We start from the raw sequence: 20,977 nt of genomic DNA on the forward strand, positions 1-20,977 counted from the left end.
TTGCTATCCATTTAGTAAATTTACATAAATTAAAATTTTCGAATTATGAGTGGAATGATGGGATATTACATACTGATTGGTGCTATTGCCTTAGTGAGCTGGTTAGTTAGTAATCAACTTAAACGTAAGTTCGCTAAGTACTCTAAGGTACAATTGCGCAACGGTTTATCAGGAAGAGAGATTGCAGAAAAGATGTTGGCTGATAACGGTATTTACGACGTAGAAGTGATTTCTACACCAGGACAATTAACAGATCATTACAACCCAAAAAATAAAACCGTTAACTTAAGTGAATCGGTTTACAACCAACGCAATGCGGCTTCGGCTGCGGTTGCTGCCCACGAGTGTGGCCATGCTGTACAACATGCACAAGCCTATAGTGCATTAGGTATGCGTTCTGCTTTGGTACCCATTGTAAGTGTGACCTCTGGGATGTCGCAATGGTTAGTTATTGGTGGCTTAATTTTAGGAGCTGCTGCCGGAGTCGGCCTAGGCTATTGGGTTGCTGTTGCAGGTCTGGTTTTTATGGGCTTTGCCACATTATTTAGCTTTATCACCTTACCTGTAGAATACGACGCAAGTAACAGAGCTTTGGCTTGGTTAAAAAACAAGAATATGGTAACACCAGAAGAATATGCTGGTTCTGAAGACGCACTTAAATGGGCGGCAAGGACTTATTTGGTGGCTGCAATTGGTGCATTGGCTTCGTTGTTGTATTGGGCACTTCAGGTTTTTGGTGGTAGAGATTAATTTCAAAATAAAGTCTAGACCGCTTACTGAAACAAGTTCGGCACAAGTCACTTTTAGTCCCGATTGCTATCGAGAAAGAACCAAGACTAATTGAGGAAATAAGAAAAGGTATAAAAGCTCTGAAAAAATTCAGGGCTTTTTTGTACGCTATGACGAAAACACTTACTTTAGTTCTTCTAAACTAAACTACATTATGGAAAATCAATTCCCAAACGAATCCCAAGGAAAAATCATGATTGGCAGTCTTTCAGATGTTGATCGTGTTGCCTTTTACAAAAAAACTTACGCGCACGTTGCAGGCGGAGTACTTGCTTTCATTTTATTTGAATATCTTTTATTGCAAAGCGACACTATAGTAGATTTTATGCTTTCAATGACCGAAGGTTATAAATGGTTGCTAATGCTTGGTGGCTTTATGCTCGCTACAAATTATGCGGAAGGTATGGCATTGCGTACATCAGATAAGAACATGCAATATTTGGCTTATGGTATTTATATCTTTTTTGAAGCTTTAATTTTTGTGCCGATGATATATATAGCTGCGTTCTATATGGAATCAGGTCCGGAAATTCTTAACCAAGCAGCTATTGTGACCTTAGCCTTATTTACTGGATTATCGGCTGCAGTTTTAATGACAAAAACCGATTTTTCATTCTTAAAAACAGGATTGACCATTGGTTTCTTTATAGCCATTGGTTTAATTATAGCAGGAACTATTTTCGGTTTTAACTTAGGATTATGGTTTTCTGTAGCTATGTGCTTATTAGCAGGAGGTTCTATATTATACCAAACGTCTAATTTGGTTAAAAAATATGGTGTTGAGGATTATATTCCAGCAGCATTAGGTCTGTTTGCATCCTTAATGTTATTGTTTTGGTATATTCTTAGAATCTTTATGTCTAGGGATTAATCTTCCTAAAATCATTTACATAATTTATAAAATTAGAAGCCCTGAGGAATCAGGGCTTTTTTTACGAATCATAATGGCGAGTAGAAGTATTATAATAGTTTCCTGAAATTTGTATCTTAGGAAAACATGTTGTATTCCAAAGAAAAAATAAAAGTACCAAGATTCAATGAGGAATCAGGCTTCTATACCACAAAGAAACGCTCAAAAATAATGAGTAAAATTCGTGCTAAGAACACCAAACCAGAACTGTTATTTCGCAAAGCACTTTGGAAAAAAGGCGTACGTTATCGTGTCGATAGCAAAAAACTACCAGGACGACCAGATGTAAGTATTAAAAAATACAAATTGGCTATTTTTATTGATGGCGAGTTTTGGCATGGCTATAACTGGGATGAGCGAAAAGACAAACTAAAAAGCAATCGTGGGTTTTGGATACCCAAAATTGAACGGAATATGCAGCGCGATCGTGAAGTCAACGACCAACTTACGGAACTAGGTTTTACCATTTTTAGATTTTGGGATCACGAAGTCAAAAACAATCTGAAGACTTGTATTAATGATGTGATGGTGTATTTGGATATGGCAAAACCAATCGAACAAATTTGAACTCTTTATTAATGATAGAGTTCTCGATACAAAACTGCCCAAAAAAAGCAGTTTCACTCGAACCGACGCTTAAATTTCAATATTAAGTATTGAAAAAAGACCACGCAGTTTTAAAAACCTGTGAGGTCTAAATAATATTTACATTTCAGCTACTGCCTACTGCCAACTCATTTGTTTCTTTTCTTCTTCCTCTTTTTTCTCTTCTTCTTACCATTACCCTTCTTAGGATGCACCAATGCCATCTCATCAATCAGATGCTTTGCACCAGCATATTTATCAACAATGAAAAGCACATAGCGTAAATCTACCATAATGTTTCGGCAGATTAATGGATCATAATTCATGTCGCTCATGGTACCTTCCCAAACACGATCGAAATTCAATCCGACTAAATTACCTTCGGCATCAATAGCTGGACTTCCAGAGTTTCCACCTGTGGTGTGATTGGTACCTAAAAAGCAAACTGGCATTTTTCCATTTTTATCAGCGTATTGACCGTAATCTTTAGTGTCGTATAAGTCAATTAGTTTTTGTGGCACATCAAACTCGTAATCGTCTGGCACATACTTTTCCATGACACCGACTAAATGGCTAACGGGTTCATAATAAACCGCATCTCTTGGCGAATAGCCTCTCACTTGTCCGTAAGTCACACGAAGCGTACTATTGGCATCCGGAAAATACCGTTCATTGGGCAACGCTTCCATAAGTGCCGTCATATATTTGGTTTGTAATGCTGTAATCGGTGCGTTTTTTTCTTTGTATTCAGCATCAATGCTATTAAAAAATTCAGCAATAATTGGTTTTGCATAGGTATAAGCCGCATCGTTGTTTAGATTTTTTATCACAGCATCAGCATCACCTTCCAATAATTTTAAAGCTGAATCTAAATTGGTAAAAGCAGAATTGTCATAAATTGAAGCATCTACAGGTTTGCCGTATAAAGGCATCACATTTAGGTAAACTCCTTTGTCTAAGTCCTCATCATAATTTTTATGAATCTTTTTCAACTGACCAATTAAATACTCTTTTCCTCTTTCAAGGTTTTCTGGATTGTCGAGAATTGCTTGTTCCACTTGATACGCTCTGTAAGTCATCTGCATTAGCTCGTTGGTCACTAAAAAGACTTCAATAAAGTTTCTTCGCTTAATATTTATTGGCGCAAATTCTTCATAAAGTTTATCAAATTCTGCTAGGATGTTTCCGTATTTATCCTCTAATCCTTTTTCTTTTAAGGCTTTGGTAAACGTAGTTTCAAATTCACGTCGTTTTTCAACCGCATTAGTTCTTTCAATTCCCAAATTTTCGCCAATCCATTTTTTCCAAGCGTTGGCGATTCGTGCTTGTTTAGACGCGTATTTAATCCGTACGTCATCGCTTTCTTTCATTTTTCGGTCAATGACTTTTAGAGCGGCTTCGCGAATGGCAATATTTGTCGGATTAAATTCTTCGGTAATATGTTCTATGGCAACGGCGGGTAAATATTCACTTGTAGTCCCAGGAAAACCAAATACCAAAGTAAAATCGCCTTCCTCAATACCATCTAATGAGATCGGTAAAAAATGCTTTGGCTTGTAAGGCACATTGTCCTTGCTATAGGCTGCAGGACGATTGTTAGCATCGGCATAAATCCGAAATAATGAAAAGTCGCCAGTATGTCTAGGGAATACCCAGTTGTCGGTGTCGCTACCAAATTTACCAATACTAGTTGGTGGTGCACCAACCAAACGGATATCGTCAAAACGCTCTGTTACAAAAAGAAAATACTGATTGCCTTCATAAAACGCTTTGGTCTTTGCATCCTGCCACGATTCCCTTGGCCAATCTTTTAACGCTGCATTGGTGTTTTTTGAGATTTGCGATTGTTTTTCCGTTTCGGTCATCGCATCGGTTACACCCTTTAGAGCGACTTCCGTTACATCATGAATACTCACAATAAATTCTATGAACAACCCATTATTTGGCAATTCTTCTTCTAAATTCATCGCCCAAAATCCATCCTTTAAATAATCGTTTTCTAAAGAGGAATGGGACTGAATCTGACTAAAACCACAGTGATGATTGGTAAGCACCAAACCTTGATCTGAAATCACTTCACTGGTACAGCCACCATTAAAATGACCAATGGCATCTTTTAAGCTGGAATTGTTAACGTCGTAAATATCCTGAGCCGTTAACTTACTGCCTAAACTTTGCATTTCGTCTTCGTTCATACCTTCTAAAAGTGAAGGAATCCACATACCACCTTGTTGGGCCGAAACTTGAAAAACTATAAAGAGAAAAAGAATTTTTAAAAAGCGCATAATCAATATTTATTTAGTTTTTGTAAAGATAGAAAAGCTTGTTTTATATCTTTAATGTTTAAAAGATAAAGCTTACAGTTTTATGAATGTAAAATCAAAATTGCCCAATGTTGGCACCACAATTTTCACGGTAATGAGTGCTTTGGCAAAAGAGCACAATGCCATAAACTTGTCGCAAGGATTTCCAAATTACCCTAGTTCACAAAAGTTGAATGATTTGGTAACCAAAGCCATGAACAATGGTTACAATCAATATGCACCAATGGCTGGGAATTTGGATTTACGTTTGGCAATTGCTCATAAATATCAATTGCTTTACAAAAGCACCTACCATCCTGAAAAGGAAATCACGGTTACGGCAGGAGCAACCCAAGCGATTTATACAATTATTTCAGCATTTATAAGACCGAAAGATGAAGTCCTGATTTTTAAACCAGCGTACGACTGCTACCAACCAGCCGTTGAAATCAATGGAGGACAAACAATTCCTATTCAATTATCTGCTCCGAATTATAAAGTAAATTGGGAAGAAGTCGCTTCAAATATATCGGGCAAAACTAAAATGATTATCATTAATTCACCACACAATCCAAGTGGCACTATTTGGTCTAAGGACGATATGCTTCAACTTCAGAAATTAACTGAAAACACCAATATTATTGTATTGAGCGACGAAGTGTACGAGCACATTTTGTTTGATGATGCACAACACCAAAGCGTCTGTTTATTTCACGATTTAAAACAACGGAGTTTTATAACCGCTTCCTTCGGAAAGACTTTTCATAACACAGGCTGGAAAATTGGCTATTGTTGTGCTCCAGAACATTTAATGGCAGAATTCAGAAAAGTGCATCAATTTAATGTGTTTTCGGTGCATCATCCCTCACAAAAGGGTATAGCAGATTATATGCAAAATGCGCAAACCTATTTAAGTTTGGATACATTTTTTCAGCGCAAACGTGATTTATTCTTGAATTTAATTTCAGAATCCAGATTCAAATTTCAACCCTCAGAGGGCACGTATTTTCAAGTTTTGGATTATTCTAATATTACAGCCGAGAGTGATATCGATTTCGCTACAAGATTGACCAAAGATTTTAAAATTGCAGCGATTCCATTATCGGTTTTTAATGAAAATAGTAAGGATGATAAGGTATTACGGTTTTGTTTTGCAAAAACGGATGACACTTTAGTAAAAGCAGCAGAAATTATTAATACGGTATAATGTTAAATCTATATTAATAGAGTGACTTTAGGCTATACATGTGTCTAAATTATAGAACAAACTTGAACAAATATATGATGAAATATCAAAAACTAATTTATTGTCTTTTAGTGGGCTTAATCGTATCTTGCGGTAGTAGTGAACGTGTTATTACAGCGGATGGAAAAGTCTATGAGGTAAAAGGCAGTACCATTAAAAACAATGGAGATGATGTAACGGAAAGTTTAACAGAAGACCGTAAAGCAGAAATTGAGACTATCTTAGAAACCAAAAGAAAAGCCCAGGAAGAAGCGGAGCAATTGCAAAGTAAATTAGAGGATCAACAAAAAGAATTAGAAAAAGCACAAAAAGAAGCTGAAAAGAAACAGGATGAAATTGAAGAAAAGCAAAAGGCGCTAGAAGAAAAGATTGAAGCACAAGAAGAGGCTCGTGAAGACTATCTTAAAGCGAAAAAACGTCTAGAGAGTAAACAACAAAAATACATAAAGCTTAAAGATAAAGGTAAATTATCACCGAATGACATAGAAAAGTGGGAAGAAAAACTTAAGACGTTAGAAGAAGATTTAAATGAGGCTCAAATGGAAATGAATAACTTAAACAAATAAAAATGAAATATATATTAACAATAGTAGGTTTTATGTTTATAATGCTTTCAAATGCTCAAAAGGTTGAGAGCGAGGGAAAAACTTATGAAGTCAAAGATGAAAAAATATTCTTAGATGGCAAAGATGTCACGGAAACATTAACTGACGAAGAAAAAAATTTTATTTTAAAAGAAGCCGTTGTTATTTCTGATAAAATGATACTTGAAGAAATAAAGAGAAAAGAAGCAGAAGAAAAGATTAAAGGACATAATGAAGCGGCTGAAAAGCTGGAAAAAGAGGCAAAAAAAGCAGAAAAAGCACAAAAAAAGGCAGAAAAAGAGCTGAAAAAAGCTGAAAAGGAATTAAAGAAGAAAGAAAAGTTGCAGTCTAATTTTGAAAAGGCCGAGCGCAATCTCGAAAAATCACAAAGCAAATACGAAAAGCTAAAAAGAAAAGGGAAGTTGTCTCCTGAGGATGAACGCAAATGGTTGGATAAACTTGAAAAATTGACCAGTAAACTAAAGAAAGCCAAAGGAAGATTATAAATGATGAGTAACGCCCTAAAAGTTGCCTTAATACAAACGGATTTAGTCTGGGAAAACCCAGAAGAGAATAGACGATTATTAAATGATAAGATCGATACCATTTCAACAGGTGTCGATCTTGTTGTTTTACCAGAAATGTTCACCTCTGGCTTTACCATGAATCCAACTTCTGTAGCAGAAACTATGGACGGAAAAACCTTGAAATGGTTAAAGACGAAAGCCAAGGAAAAACAGGTTGCTATAATGGGAAGTCTTGTTATTTCTGAAAATAACAATTTTTATAATCGGATGGTTTGTGTGGAGCCTTCAGGAAATATGACACACTACGATAAGCGCCATACATTCACATTAGCTGGTGAACACGAGGTCTATTCTGCTGGAACAGAAAAAGTAATTTTCAATTATAAAGGGTGGAAAATTTGTCCGCTTGTTTGTTATGATTTACGTTTTCCGGTATGGGCAAGAAATGTTGAAGACTACGACCTTTTGATCTACGTTGCCAATTGGCCTAAAATTCGAATTGATGCTTGGGATGCCCTTTTAAAAGCAAGAGCTATTGAAAACATGGTCTATTGCATTGGTGTAAATAGAGTAGGGCTGGATGGGAACCAATATGAATATTCTGGTCATTCTGCGGCTTACGATGTTTTAGGGAAAAGAATAGACACTATATCTGAAAGCGAAATCGCCACTGAGATTGTAACCTTAGAAAAGGACAGTATCGAGAAATATCGAAAAAAACTAAATTTTCTAAATGACAGGGATGATTTTAATCTTCTAATGTAAAATCGATTACAAAGTCAAAACTAGAACGAACCGGATCAATGGGTTGTGAATATGCAACGCGCTCTGGTTGGATGCCCATCAAGTAATTCCCGGTATCATATTTTCCATTTTCATTGGCATCATAAATGGCACGTAAACTGTATTGTCTAGCTTGTAAATTTGTAAAATCCACAACGGGAGAATCTTTGGCATAACGCTCATAGAGCACGTCTCCTTTTTCATTTACAAGTTGTACAATTAGAGGCAATTTCGCATTTCTGAGGTTAACCCTTATGTTACCGTATTCAGATTTCATCTTTGTTTGTACCGTATAATTCAAAGTGTCTTTGTTGGTATTATCATAGAAATCGGTAAATGTGCCAGGCAACATCTTAAAATTATATTTTTGCCCTTCTTGTTTATCTATTGGAAATTCATAGCGATTGAAAATAGAATCGTATTGCACTCTATAAGGCACAGCAAGTGAATCTTTATCTATTAATTTAATTTTTGTGGTATCAATTTTAGATAAAGGAATATTGGCTTCCATGGTAAATTCGTCATCATAATTTAAAGTCCCTTTAGTTAAAGCCGTCATTTTTAAAGAATCTGCTTTTATAGTTCTAAAACGATGCTTAAAAGTGTCAATCTGTTTTCCATTGGTAACAGTGAAGAAAGTAGTATCGATTTCAAATTTTGGTTTGTACCAATAGTATAAGGTATCGGTTTCTACATCCTTTACAATTCGGGTTTCATAGCCTTCTGGTTGGTCGCCTAGAAGTTCAATACGCATATTTTCATAATCGCCTTCGTATGGAAAAATAATTCTAGTTTCACCGTCCTGTGTTGGTCTAATGGCTTTAAAATTTACACGTTCTTTAAAGAGTGTTAGCTTATTGGAAGCAGTTGAGTCTTCAGGTACTGTAATAAAACCTTCGTTAAAGCCTATTTTTTCGTCCTTCTGATCAAATGTATAATTTGAGTTTTTGTCTTTTAAAGCAATCAGTTTATAAGTTCCGGCTTTCACATTATCGATGCTAAAGGTTGTGACACTATCGAGTGTATTGGTAATATATCTTGGTTTCTGTTTATAGACAATTGAATCCGTATAGGTAGAATCTGCTTCATAAAGCATCACTGACACAAAGGTATCTGGTTCTTTTAGCAAAGCATCTTCTACGTAACCCTTAACAGATAATGAATCGATTACATCTCCTGTAGAAAATACATAGCGATAATAAGGGTAAGGGTTTCCTTCGTTATTATCAACAATGCTTTCACCAAAATTAAAAGCATAGGTGGTGTTGTCTTTTAAGGTATCTTGAATTGTAATAGAAATATATTTGCTCGCTCCACCAGCTGGTGTTACAATGGGATCTGTATCCATTGGAGGCGAAATAATAAGTTGTTTTCTAAGATCTTTTATTTTAACATACTCATTAAAATAGATTCTAATCTCGTCACCCTTGAAATTAGTAGAATAATTTTCTGGATCTGACTCTACGATTACAGGTGGTTCAATATCTTTTTCTCCGCCTGTTGGATTGCCACGATTCGCGCAGCTTGCAATGCTGATTGCAATTAAAACAAGACTTAAAATTCGCACGACAAGTAAACGCATCTATTTAAAATAATTTAGCACAAAGAAACAATTAAAATACCTTTATACAAAACGTAAGATTTTCCAAATTATTCTAATATTATGAAACGAAATCTGCCTACAAGCAAGTAGGAAATCAATCCGCAATGGCCATCATAGCGAGACTTAACTTAATATCATCAATTTTTAACAAAACTGTGGCGCAGGCTTCAACTGTTGCTCCGCTTGTAATAATATCATCTACCAATAAAATATGCTTTCCAGCTAAGGATTTATTTTCTGAAATGTCAAATATGGCACCATCGTCATTCCAGCGTGTTAACCTGGTTTTAAAAACCTGTGTTTTGGTCGATTTTGTTTTTATTAAAACCGAATCGTTATAATCCGTTTGTAGCGCTTTTGCAATTTCTTGTCCAAACTTAGCCACTTGGTTGTAACCGCGCTTTCTCAATTTTGATTTGTATAAGGGCACAGGTATTACCACATCAATAGTCTTATAAGCCTCTAGAGTTGATAGTTCTTTACCTAGCCATTTGCCGAAAAAAGCACCAATCTCTTCATGTCCTCGATATTTTAAATTGTGAAGGGTTTGTTGAACAATCCCTTTTTTGGAAAAATGCATTAATGCTGTTGCATTTTCTAGTTTTACACGACCATAAACGATCTTTTTTACATCCTCAGCATTGTCGAAATGAAAGTTGGTTACAGGTAAATGATGTCTGCAAGTTGTGCATAAAACCTCCTGATTGTCAGATAATACGTTATTGCAAGCTTCGCAAACCAGGGGAAAGAATAAGTTTAACAAGTTTATCATCACTTAATCGAATAAAATAAAATAGTAATACATTTAATCCTAATTTCGCATTTAATTAAGAAATTAATAATGATAGTTAACCCTCAATTATTTAACTACAGATTAATTATAAGTTCTTTATTGGTCGTTTTAACTGTTTTAGGAATATATAGCTTTGACAAATATAAGTCCATTGAATCCTACGAAGTATTTTTAGAGCAAGAAAAAAGTTTGATAGAAACCGAATTATCAGACATGTTGTCAAGTTACGACGAACTAGGCCAAGACTATAATCTTATGGCTTCGCAGCTCCAAGAAGCAAAAGTGGAAACTAAGATTGCCTTAGATTCTTTAAGATTATTAGAAAGTGATTTATCCATAATTACTAGGTTTAAGGAGCAACTTATAGTTTTAAAGTCAAAGAGTAAGGTACTACTGAGTACAATAGACTCTCTAAATTCTGCGAATATAAAATTGCAGAAGGAAAAACGTTATGCTTTAAATACCATAAAAAAGAAAACAAGCACCATTAATGCTCTTGAAGTAGCAAATGATTCTTTAAATAGATCTATTGATAATGCTGCAATATTAAAAGCGAGTAATGTCAATGTACAATCTTATAAATTAAAGTCTGGTAAAAAGCGTACTACCGATCGTGCAAGACGCGCCAATGCTATGGATGTTTGCATTACGCTCAATGAAAATCCTTTAGCCTTAAAAGGAAATAAAACGCTTTATATTCAAATTGTAAGTCCGGAAGGTAATGTGGTTTCTGATAAAGGAGAAGTAGTCTTTGGAAATGTGTCTTTAAATTACAGTAAAAAAGAAGTAGTGTCTTATAATAACAACAATTTAGAAATTTGTTCAGCTATTATTGCAGATGAAGACGATCAACCGTTTTCTAAAGGGTATTATTTTATCAACGTTTTTCATGAAAATGTAAAACTTGGTAGCACAAGTATTGAACTCAACTAAGGAAAATAAAAATTAAAAGATAATTTTTGAAAAACCGTTCTGTTAATAAGAGCGGTTTTCTATTTTTGCAACATTATGGCAAACGACGATCAATTTAAAAAAGTAATCTCTCACGCAAAGGAGTATGGTTACGTGTTTCAGAGTAGTGAAATCTACGATGGACTAAGTGCAGTATATGATTATGCCCAAAACGGAGCAGAGTTAAAGAAAAATATTAGAGACTATTGGTGGAAAGCCATGGTACAAATGCACGACAATATTGTAGGTATTGATGCGGCAATTTTTATGCATCCAACCACTTGGAAAGCTTCTGGGCACGTTGATGCATTTAACGATCCCTTAATTGATAATAAGGATTCTAAAAAACGTTACAGAGCTGATGTTTTAGTAGAAGATTATTGTGCTAAAATTGAAGCCAAAATTGAAAAGGAAGTCAAAAAAGCTGAAAAGCGTTTTGGCGACGCTTTCAATAAAGAGGAATTTGTTTCTACTAATCCGCGCGTAGTTGGTTATCAAGAAAAAATCGATTCTATATTAAAACGTCTAGGGCAATCTTTAGAAAAAGAAGACTTAGCCGATGTAAAAGCGTTGATAGAAGAATTGGAAATTGCATGTCCTGTGGCTGGAAGTCGAAATTGGACTGACGTTAAGCAATTCAACTTAATGTTCGGTACAAAACTTGGTGCTTCCGCAGAATCTGCAATGGATTTGTATTTACGACCAGAAACAGCCCAAGGTATTTTTGTGAATTTCTTGAACGTTCAAAAAACAGGACGTTTAAAAATTCCGTTTGGTATCGCGCAAACAGGAAAAGCGTTCAGAAATGAAATTGTGGCGAGACAATTCATCTTTAGAATGCGTGAGTTTGAACAAATGGAAATGCAATTTTTCATCAAGCCAGGTACTCAGAAAGAATGGTTTGAGCATTGGAAAGAAACCCGAATGAAATGGCATTTATCGCTTGGCATGGGAGAAGATAATTACCGTTTTCACGATCATGAAAAATTAGCACATTATGCGGATGCTGCTACAGATATAGAATTTAAATTTCCATTCGGATTCAAGGAATTGGAAGGCATCCACTCGCGTACCGATTTTGATCTAAAGCAACACGAAGAATATTCAGGTAAAAAATTACAATATTTTGACCATGAAGATAATGAAAGCTATACACCTTATGTTCTAGAAACATCCATAGGTTTAGACCGTATGTTCTTGGCGGTGTTCTCAAACGCATTAGAAGAGGAAGAACTTGAAGATGGCAAAACACGAACGGTTTTAAAATTACCAGCGGTTTTGGCTCCTGTAAAAGCGGCCATATTTCCTTTACTGGCAAAAGATGGTTTGCCAGAAATCGCACAACAAATTGTTGAAGATTTAAAGTGGGATTTCAGCGTAGCTTATGAAGAGAAAGACACCGTTGGAAGACGTTACAGAAGACAAGATGCTGCCGGAACACCATTTTGTGTTACTGTGGATCATGATACATTAGAAGACAATTCGGTCACGATTCGTCATAGAGATACCATGGAACAAAAACGTGTTAAGATTGAAGATTTAAAGGCTATTATAAAAGCTGAGGTTGATGTGAAGCATTGGCTGCAGAAGATGTAACCAAATTCTTGAATTATGTGCAATTAAACCAAAACGATGAAATATTTAACCTCACAACAAATGAAACAAATATCCCGAATCTTTTTAGTCTTATCCGTTGGAATTTTCTTGTCCTGTAGTAGTGATGATGATAGTTTAAACCCTTCTTCTACAAATGCTGAATTAATTATAGGCTCATGGACATGGTCTGCACAATCTGAAAATGGTGTTGATTCTGGCGACTTAACCGATTGCCAATTACTAGAAACATTTATTTATGATGGAACACAGGTTGCGCAAATCGATTATTATGGAGATGCATGTGACCAATCCTATTCATCGATTGAAAATTATTCAATTGAAGGCAATACCCTTACTTTTTTTGATGTAGATGATGAAACCGATTTTTATAGTGAAGAAATAATAGAGCTGAATACTACAACACTGAAATTAAGATACGAAGAAACATATAACAGTGAAACGTTCATTTATATAGACACGTACACTAAAGCGAATTAAAGCATAAAAATAACATCGTTTAAAAAATAGCAGGAAAGAACTAACCTTTACGTTTTAATATTTTCTGCTATTTTTTTACATATTATTTTCCCTAATTTAAAACCTCCAACCCAGAGTTGCACCTAATCGTGGTACAAACTCAGTCCCAATATCATTGTTAGAAGTTGAAATGTTTCTACCAACACCTCCAAAAACTTCAAATAAAAATCCTTTTTTACTTACAAATTTTCCGCCGACAGCCATTCCAAAAGCGATGCTATTAGAAGTTTCATCGGAATAGACATACTCATAGTCATCAAAAATGGGGTCGTAGATATAGTTTTCATCTCTATCTTCTTGAATGCTATACATGCCAAAGGCTTCTAAGAAAAATCCCCAAGCGTATCTACTTGAAAAATAACGTCTGTAATAAGGCGTAAAGGCAAATTTTTCGGCGTAAACAGGGCCGTCTTCAAAATCTCTATCCTCTTGATTTTGTAGATTAAAAAGTACAGTAGCTCCAATCGAAGATTCTGAATCAATTAAATACTCATAGGAGAAATCTACAGACTTAAAAATAATAAGGTTAAAAGCGTTCACCTTAACTTCATGGTGTTTTACGTTTTCTTCAATGTCATCTTGGGCAAAAGTTGCAAAAGATGTAAAAAGGAGTAATCCTAATAGGGCTTTTTTCATTTGTTTATTTTTTTTTAGTTCAATTATTATGATCAAAATTTATACAAAAAAATGGTAAATAATTTTTTATTAGATACCAAAAGTAGAAAAAGGTTGCGTCAGAAAAGTAATATTCTTTGCTCAAAAATTAGCCATTAAATCTCAACAGAACGCTCCTTGCAACATTCATTTTAAAAGTCACTGATGTTCTTATTAAATAATTCAAATTCAAATGTCTCCAATGTGTACTTTTAAATGATTTATCCCAATTTTCACAATATATGATTCGCTAAGTAGGCAGCGTCTTTCTTTACACCTCCCAATGTTGCAGAGCCTCGTGTATGTAGCCAAGGCAGACCAATAAAATAAATGCCTTCTGTAGTGCTGATACCTCTATGATGTTTTGGGTAACCATCTTTGGCAAGTTCTATGTCTTCTATCCATTCAAAATTCGGTTTGTAGCCTGTGGCCCAAATAATATTTTTTACATCGGTAAGCGTTTTGGTAGCAGTTTTAATTGTGTTTTCTTCCGCGTCAATAGTGTAGCCAACAGCTTTAACGCTATCGCGTTTAATAATTGATTTCACATCCGTACCAATTATCGGTTGTTTAGATTGGCTTATTTTTTTTCCTAGCCATGACATTTTACTAAAGCTTAAAAATCCAGTGATTGTAAACCACCACCATAACGTTTTTCCTAAGATTTCTTGAGGTAACGTTCTAATACTTGTATCACCAGAAAAATAGGTAGTTTCCTTGGTGTGCTTAGAAATTTCATCTAAAATCTGAAAACCGCTGTCTCCACCACCAACGACCAAAGTAGGTCCTTTTTGTAATTGGTCTGGCATTTTATAATAATTGCTATGAACTTGGTATATGGAGTCTGAAAGCTTGTTGTGAAACTTTGGTGTATAGGGAACATGGAAGGGTCCTGTAGCGATGATAACATGCTTACTGGTAATATCTTGTTGGTTTGTTCTTATTATAAAATAGTCGTTCTTTTTCTGAATACTTTGAGCCAACGTGTTTAATTGAATCGGGAATTGGAACGTTTCTGCATAATGTTTAAAATAAGATGCTACCTCGTATTTGTCTGGATAATGCCCTTTTGCTGCAGGAAAAGGCACGTCTGGTAAATGGTTAAATTCTGCAGGCGTGAATAATTTTAAGGTACTCCAACGGTTAAGCCAAGACGCTCCAATTTCTTTTTCTTTATCAATTATCAAAAATTCCTTTTGCTTTTGCTTAAGAAAATAGGCCATAGAGAGTCCTGCTTGTGCAGCTCCTATAATTACAAAGTCTTTCATTCTGTATTGTCAGTGTTTTGGACAGTATACCATTTTTAACGGTTTCACACAAGTTATCATGGGATCTAAAACTTTGTTTTTTTGCTAGAAGTAAGCCTTCAACTGAACAGTTCCTGTGTGTATAACTTCAGACGTCTCCGATTTCCGTCCAAAATAATTCAAATTCAAATCTAAATACTTGGTTAGTTTCTTTTGCGCCAATAAGCTCCACGTAAAGTTTTTTCCTGGTTGCAAGCCTTCAAGCATTTGGTAACCAATTGGTGAATTGGCATTTCCTTCAAATTTATTTTGAAAATAGTTGAACTCGCCCGTCAATGCTATTTTTTGGGCATTATTATAAGTAAAGGACAAGCCATAATTATTCTGTGTCAAAGACTCTAAACTACCGATAGTATTTTCTTTGGAAGTGTATTGATAAAATACATCAAATTGGGCATTTTCGCTAAATAAATAACTGAGTTTTGGGTTAAATTGATAATTGTCAAGCGTATAATTTCGGTTGGAAAAATTCTGGCTTCTACTGTCTTCTTTTCCCAAACTGGCCAAAGTATTTACCAACCAATTCACATTAAATTTATGGTTGAAATTAAGTTGATGGCTGTTAGTTTTGTTTTGTTGTAACCCTGTAGAAAGTAAATTCCGGCTCTTATTAGTTAGAAAGGTATATGAGGTGGTATAGCGTTGTTTCCCGCGATTGAAAAACAGAACATTTCTAATACTATAATTTATGGATACGAAATCTTCTATATCCAAATCATCTTTTAAAGCTTCAAAGGGATTCAAGTTAAATGAATTTCCACTTTTAAACTTTTTACTATCCACTATGAACGATGCTTGGTCGTAAAAATGTGACCAAAATTGCTTTGATTTATTTTCAGAAACATTCCAAGATTGTGGATTTATGGTCACTGTTTGCCCAAAGCGATTTTGATGGGTCTGCACAAAAACCTGATTGGGCAGCAAGACTCTAATATAACTGCCTTGGTCTGCAAACTGCGCAATTTCAAACTCATCTAATTCTTGAATGTCATTTTCGTTGTAGTCGATCCAAGTGTAAGCGCCTTGTCCTGCTTCCACTTCAACATAAGTAAAATCTTGTTGTGCTAAAGTACCGGAATTAGTTTCGTAATTGGTATTTAGTATGATGAGGTTATTGAATAATTTTTGATTGTAATTCAATCGGCTATTCAAACTTTGCTCATTATCTATGTTATCATCTTCGGACTTTAAATCCCTATAATTAGCATACAATTGAAGTGTTGTATTTTTATTCTGAATCAATCGCGATTTTAAATAATAGGTGTTTGAACTATTAACACGTTCCAATTTACCTGTGCTGAGCGTAGTCGAAGTATTATTTCGTAAACTGTCATTAAAACGTTTAATGTAACCTACTTCTGCAAAAACCTTAGTACTATCGCCTATGCCGACAAAGGCTTCGTATGCCTTAAACTTTTGACTCAAAGGTGTTAAGGAATCGGTTGTAATCGCACGTTGTTCATTATCTTCCGTTGAAAATTTCACGCCAGCCCATTTGTTGTTCTTACCATAAACCACACGATTAAAAGACCTAAAAAAAGTAGAGCGGTTAATGGTACTTTCATTATTTAGAATACTAGAATTCGAAAATATCCTGAAATTACCCAATCTTAAATTAGCTGTAATATGATGTCTGTTTCCATTAAAATTTTCAGAATAATTTAAATGCTCAAAATTATAAGTGGCTATCCCTTTTTGGTAATGTGCTAATTGTAATCCAGATGTAAATAACAATTGATTCCCAAAATTGAAATTCCGTTGGTTGCCTTCTGGTGTATCCAAGTTCCAATCGCGTCCAAATTCCGCTCTATACAAACGTTGAATGGTTCTAAAATCCTTTTGAATAAAGTCGGCATCAACGAGTGCGGATAAATTCCAAAGGCTATCTGATTGAATTATCTTTTGCTTTAGGGTTAATTTTCCAGCGTAACCATCATTGTCGTTATCGTCTAAACTCGAAAATAGATTGTTATCGGTTTTACTTCCAGCCAATTCAAAAAAGACATCTGTTTTTTCGCTTGGTTTATATTGCCCGTTAACAATAGCAATTTGCAATCGTTCTGGTGCTACGAGTTGAATAATAGGTTCGTAAGTGCCTTGAGGAACGCCTGCAATTGGTGCCACATACTCATAAATGTTGTTGATGGCGTTAGAATTCGTCAACACATAATTCCCTTGATTAGCGCCCACCAAAGTAAACCGAACGCTGAATAACTCGTCTTCGGGATTATTGGAATACACGAAAATTTCTTCCGTGCCAACGATTTCTTTCCGATATAAAATCCGATTGTCAGAAAACGTAGCTAATGCCGCAGAAGGCGCTGTCATTAAATCTTGATCGTCTCCTGCAGCTGCTAAAATCTGGGTTTGTTCTGTAGATAAATTTTGTTGCAAAGGCTGGTTTTTGGCATCACTTTCAGAGTAAATGGACACATTTAATTTTAAAGTTTCGGTGTTATAGTTGGCACCACCAAAAACGGTAAACCTCGAATAATTCCGTTCGCTAAATTGGTAATCGACCGTAATTCGCATTTCGGAAGTAATAGGAAATGTGGGATTGAAAATAAGTTCGCCAGCGTTATAATCAATAATATAATCGTTGTTTTCGCCACGTTCTAAAGGAATGCCATTGACATAAACCGTTTCACTACCAGAAACGATAAGCACGTACAATTCATTATTGGAACCACGTAATTTGTATGGGCCTTGATTCCCTTCTTGCGCAGTGAATTGTGTCGTCGTAAATTGACCTCGCACCAAAGCTCCAGAAGCAAAAACAGATGTTTTTTCACTCAAATTAGCATTGACCAACAATCCTTGAACTCGTTTTGAAAAATTCGCGAAATAGCTTCCGGTGTTTTCCAAATCGATATCGCCAGCTCTTATATTCCAATCGTCACTAAACAATTCAATAAATACTTGGTCAAATTCATCCAACCGTTGGGAATAACCGCTTTCTTGCAATGGAATATTAGCGTCTTGAATGGAAGCCCTCAGTGAGACTTTATCACTCAGTTTTCCAGAAATCTGTAAATCGAGTTCACTGTTCAATACCGAGTTCTGATTATTTCCAATGGTAACACCTCGCGAAATACTTCCTGAAGTCGTCAAGCCATCAAAAGGCGTAAATGTGTTTTTAGTGGTTGTATTTTGTAAGGTATATAATTGCTGAAACTGTGATGAACGCTCAACAATCACCGCATCGTCCAATTGCCTGTAAACTTGAGTTAGAAATTTCGGATAACGTAAATACGAAATTTGAATGGTATCAATTTCAGTAGGTTGTTTGAAACGCAAAATAGCTTTAGCAAAATCAATAGTATATAATGTCGAATCCAAGATTTTATTATCTTTTGTTCTAACCGAAAATCGTGTGGGATTGATACTCACGGAATCAATTTGAATAGAATCCTCAACGGCTACCTTCTTTAGTCTAAAATTTGGCTCTTGCTCTTGGGAAAAACCCAAAAAACCAGATAGAATTAAAAGAAAAAGTAGTACGTTTTTCATGTAGTTTAATAACTGTTTTAAGCGCAGAATATTTTATGGTTGCAGTTGTTTAGAACTTTTCGTTAAAACATGCTTAAAATAATGGTGTAAAAGTAGCGTATTATTTAATTTAGGCATTTGGTAAAAAAATACATAAGTTTTGTAATTACGTGACACAAATTGATACTGTGTTATTTTTTCCAACGGAAAAGGAATTCGTGGTAACCACTAGTATTTAAAAATTGGGTATTCATTTTAAATCATTTTGCATCGACTCTTATAAATTCAGCCGCGAATTTCACGAATTGTCACGAATTCATTAGTTATTGAAATAACGAATTAAATTATTGACTATCTATTTCACGAATAAAACAGACTAAAAGTCTGTTTAATAATCCTATTGATTTCGGTCAATAGATGTTTAGTCAACTTATTCACAAAATAAAATTCGTGTATTTGTGGCATTAGGATTACATGTTTTTATTTTTGTCATGTACTAATAAAAATTTTAGATTATGAAAATAGCTTCTTACAACGTCAATGGTATCAGAGCAGCCGTAAAAAAAGGTTTTGTGGACTGGTTAAAAGCCACAAATGCTGATGTTATTTGTTTGCAAGAAATTAAAGCGATGGAAGAACAACTTGACCTGGATTTGTTTACCGAAGCAGGTTATGAGTATAATTATTGGTACAGCGCCCAAAAAAAAGGCTATAGCGGTGTTGCTATTCTATGCAAAAAGAAACCAAACCATATTGAATTCGGAACAGGAATAGAATCCATGGATTTTGAAGGTCGAAATATTAGAGTCGATTATGATACCGTTTCCGTAATGAGCATGTATTTACCATCTGGAACCAACGACGCCAGACTATCCCATAAGTTTGAGTATATGAATCTCATTCATGAGTATTTAAATGAACTTCAAAAGCAAATACCAAACTTGGTGGTTTGTGGCGATTATAACATTTGCCATGAGGAAATAGATATCCACAACCCAAAAATGAAAGGTGTTTCAGGATTTTTACCAGAAGAACGCGAGTGGTTGGGCGAATTTATTGACAGCGGATTCATCGATAGCTTTAGGTATTTACATCCTGAGCGTCAGGAATTTTCTTGGTGGAGTTATCGCGCAAATGCCAGAGCTAATAACAAAGGTTGGCGATTGGATTATGCCATGGTTAGTGAACCCTTACAAGAAAAAATAAAACGCAGCGTTATACTAACCGATGCGGTTCATAGTGACCATTGTCCAATTTTATTGGAATTAGATGTATAAAATTAAACTTAACCTAAATTATAAAACATGATTAAAAAAATTTCATTATTAGCCCTAACACTTGCATTATTCAGCTCATGTGTATCAAAAAAAATATACACGGATTTAGAAGATAAGTACACCAATTTAAAAAAGGAAAATCGAAGCTTAACGGACGAAGTGGAAACCTTATCAAGTGATAAAACCAAACTTTCTAACGAATTAGATCAATTGCAAACAGCTTATGATGAAGCCGTTGCAGAACGCGATAAATTACAGGGTGAATATGCAGCCGCTAAATCAAATCTAGAGACGTTGAAGGCTTCATACAAAGCTTTGGAAGAAAATAGTTCGGCATCGATTGCAAAAAATTCGCAAAAAAACAGAGAGCTTTTAGCACAATTAGAAGCGAAGGAGCAAGCCTTAGCAGCAGAAAACGAACGTTTAAATACCTTAAAGCAAGAATTGGAAAACCGTTCGAAACGTGTGGCAGAATTAGAAAATGTGATTGCATCAAAAGATGCTGCCATGAACAAATTAAAAGATGCCATTTCTAAAGCCTTAACCAATTTTGAAGGTAAAGGCTTAACGGTAGAGCAACGCAATGGCAAAGTATATATTTCCATGGAAAACAAATTGTTGTTTGAATCGGGAAGTTGGTACGTTGGCGCACAAGGGAAACAAGCTGTAAAACAATTAGGTAGTGTTTTGGCTGAAAATCCTGAAATTTCAGTATTGATTGAAGGCCATACCGATAATGTGCCTTACAATGGGAATGCCCAATTGAGTGGTAACTGGGATTTGTCTGCAAAGCGGGCAACTGCCATAGTGAATATCCTAAGGGAAAATGAAGCTATCAATCCTGAAAATCTAACAGCAGCTGGTCGAGGAGAATTTGCACCTATTGCAACTAATGATACTGCGGAAGGAAAAGCTAAAAACAGACGTATTGAAGTGATTTTGACGCCTAAGTTGGATGAGATTTCAAAACTTTTGAATGAGATATAGTTCATAATTGTCATTGCGAGGACGAAGGACGTGGCAATCTTTTAAAATGTAACTCA

At 35.3% G+C, this 20,977-nt stretch carries 18 protein-coding genes; 12 read left to right on the forward strand and 6 right to left on the reverse strand.

Going from position 1 to position 20,977, the window contains the following annotated elements; all coding sequences use genetic code 11:
* The first annotated feature begins 54 nt into the window (after positions 1–54).
* The 3 genes from HM987_RS00580 to HM987_RS00590 all read left to right on the forward strand — a co-directional run bounded on the left by HM987_RS00580 (position 55) and on the right by HM987_RS00590 (position 2,266).
* Complete coding sequence (locus HM987_RS00580; RefSeq protein WP_178992077.1) at positions 55–750, forward strand: zinc metallopeptidase; 696 nt, start codon at positions 55–57, stop codon at positions 748–750.
* 193 nt (positions 751–943) lie between these two features.
* Positions 944–1,660: a Bax inhibitor-1/YccA family protein gene (locus tag HM987_RS00585; protein WP_178990783.1), complete on the forward strand. Its 717-nt coding sequence runs from the start codon at positions 944–946 to the stop codon at positions 1,658–1,660.
* A gap of 126 nt (positions 1,661–1,786) precedes the next feature.
* Positions 1,787–2,266, forward strand: a complete 480-nt coding sequence (locus HM987_RS00590) for a very short patch repair endonuclease (protein WP_179004340.1) — start codon at positions 1,787–1,789, stop codon at positions 2,264–2,266.
* 167 nt (positions 2,267–2,433) lie between these two features.
* Here HM987_RS00590 and HM987_RS00595 read toward each other — a convergent pair whose 3' ends face one another.
* Positions 2,434–4,569: a S46 family peptidase gene (locus tag HM987_RS00595; RefSeq protein ID WP_179004342.1), complete on the reverse strand. Its 2,136-nt coding sequence runs from the start codon at positions 4,567–4,569 to the stop codon at positions 2,434–2,436.
* An 82-nt stretch (positions 4,570–4,651) separates the two neighbouring features.
* Between HM987_RS00595 and HM987_RS00600 the strand changes: the two genes are divergently transcribed.
* The 4 genes from HM987_RS00600 to HM987_RS00615 all read left to right on the forward strand — a co-directional run bounded on the left by HM987_RS00600 (position 4,652) and on the right by HM987_RS00615 (position 7,709).
* The gene (locus HM987_RS00600) at positions 4,652–5,794 is read left to right on the forward strand and encodes a methionine aminotransferase (RefSeq protein ID WP_179004344.1); all 1,143 of its coding nucleotides are present in this window, start codon (positions 4,652–4,654) and stop codon (positions 5,792–5,794) included.
* A 74-nt stretch (positions 5,795–5,868) separates the two neighbouring features.
* Complete coding sequence (locus HM987_RS00605) at positions 5,869–6,399, forward strand: hypothetical protein (RefSeq protein ID WP_179004346.1); 531 nt, start codon at positions 5,869–5,871, stop codon at positions 6,397–6,399.
* A gap of 2 nt (positions 6,400–6,401) precedes the next feature.
* Complete coding sequence (locus HM987_RS00610; protein ID WP_179004348.1) at positions 6,402–6,923, forward strand: hypothetical protein; 522 nt, start codon at positions 6,402–6,404, stop codon at positions 6,921–6,923.
* Between the two features lie 3 nt (positions 6,924–6,926).
* Positions 6,927–7,709: an amidohydrolase gene (locus HM987_RS00615; RefSeq protein ID WP_179009783.1), complete on the forward strand. Its 783-nt coding sequence runs from the start codon at positions 6,927–6,929 to the stop codon at positions 7,707–7,709.
* Here the strand turns inward: HM987_RS00615 and HM987_RS00620 are convergent.
* Positions 7,693–9,309, reverse strand: coding sequence for an Ig-like domain-containing protein (locus HM987_RS00620; RefSeq protein ID WP_179004350.1), 1,617 nt, complete (start codon positions 9,307–9,309; stop codon positions 7,693–7,695). The genes HM987_RS00615 and HM987_RS00620 overlap by 17 nt on opposite strands.
* 115 nt (positions 9,310–9,424) lie before the next feature.
* Complete coding sequence (locus HM987_RS00625) at positions 9,425–10,102, reverse strand: ComF family protein (protein WP_179004353.1); 678 nt, start codon at positions 10,100–10,102, stop codon at positions 9,425–9,427.
* Between the two features lie 69 nt (positions 10,103–10,171).
* Between HM987_RS00625 and HM987_RS00630 the strand changes: the two genes are divergently transcribed.
* From HM987_RS00630 to HM987_RS00640, 3 genes are all read left to right on the forward strand, one after another.
* Positions 10,172–11,056 (forward strand): hypothetical protein, encoded by an 885-nt coding sequence (locus HM987_RS00630; RefSeq protein ID WP_179004355.1) that lies wholly within the window; start codon positions 10,172–10,174, stop codon positions 11,054–11,056.
* Between the two features lie 75 nt (positions 11,057–11,131).
* The gene (locus HM987_RS00635) at positions 11,132–12,670 is read left to right on the forward strand and encodes a glycine--tRNA ligase (protein WP_179004357.1); all 1,539 of its coding nucleotides are present in this window, start codon (positions 11,132–11,134) and stop codon (positions 12,668–12,670) included.
* 36 nt (positions 12,671–12,706) lie between these two features.
* On the forward strand, positions 12,707–13,168 hold the full coding sequence (locus HM987_RS00640) for a lipocalin-like domain-containing protein (RefSeq protein ID WP_179004359.1): 462 nt from the start codon (positions 12,707–12,709) through the stop codon (positions 13,166–13,168).
* A 96-nt stretch (positions 13,169–13,264) separates the two neighbouring features.
* On the opposite strand, the gene HM987_RS00645 is transcribed toward HM987_RS00640, so the two are convergent.
* From HM987_RS00645 to HM987_RS00655, 3 genes are all read right to left on the reverse strand, one after another.
* A complete protein-coding gene (locus HM987_RS00645; RefSeq protein WP_179004361.1) occupies positions 13,265–13,843 on the reverse strand; it encodes a DUF3575 domain-containing protein in 579 nt (192 codons plus the stop codon).
* Between the two features lie 251 nt (positions 13,844–14,094).
* Positions 14,095–15,129 (reverse strand): flavin-containing monooxygenase, encoded by a 1,035-nt coding sequence (locus tag HM987_RS00650; RefSeq protein WP_179004363.1) that lies wholly within the window; start codon positions 15,127–15,129, stop codon positions 14,095–14,097.
* An 84-nt stretch (positions 15,130–15,213) separates the two neighbouring features.
* On the reverse strand, positions 15,214–18,678 hold the full coding sequence (locus HM987_RS00655) for a hypothetical protein (RefSeq protein ID WP_179004365.1): 3,465 nt from the start codon (positions 18,676–18,678) through the stop codon (positions 15,214–15,216).
* A 494-nt stretch (positions 18,679–19,172) separates the two neighbouring features.
* Between HM987_RS00655 and HM987_RS00660 the strand changes: the two genes are divergently transcribed.
* Together HM987_RS00660 and HM987_RS00665 are read left to right on the forward strand one after the other, a co-directional pair.
* Positions 19,173–19,934: an exodeoxyribonuclease III gene (locus tag HM987_RS00660; RefSeq protein WP_179004367.1), complete on the forward strand. Its 762-nt coding sequence runs from the start codon at positions 19,173–19,175 to the stop codon at positions 19,932–19,934.
* A 27-nt stretch (positions 19,935–19,961) separates the two neighbouring features.
* Positions 19,962–20,921 carry an OmpA/MotB family protein gene (locus HM987_RS00665; RefSeq protein WP_179004369.1) on the forward strand — a complete coding sequence of 320 codons (960 nt, stop codon included), beginning with the start codon at positions 19,962–19,964 and terminating at the stop codon, positions 20,919–20,921.
* Positions 20,922–20,977: the final 56 nt, after the last annotated feature.

Source organism: Winogradskyella forsetii, assembly GCF_013394595.1.
Lineage (GTDB): Bacteria > Bacteroidota > Bacteroidia > Flavobacteriales > Flavobacteriaceae > Winogradskyella > Winogradskyella forsetii.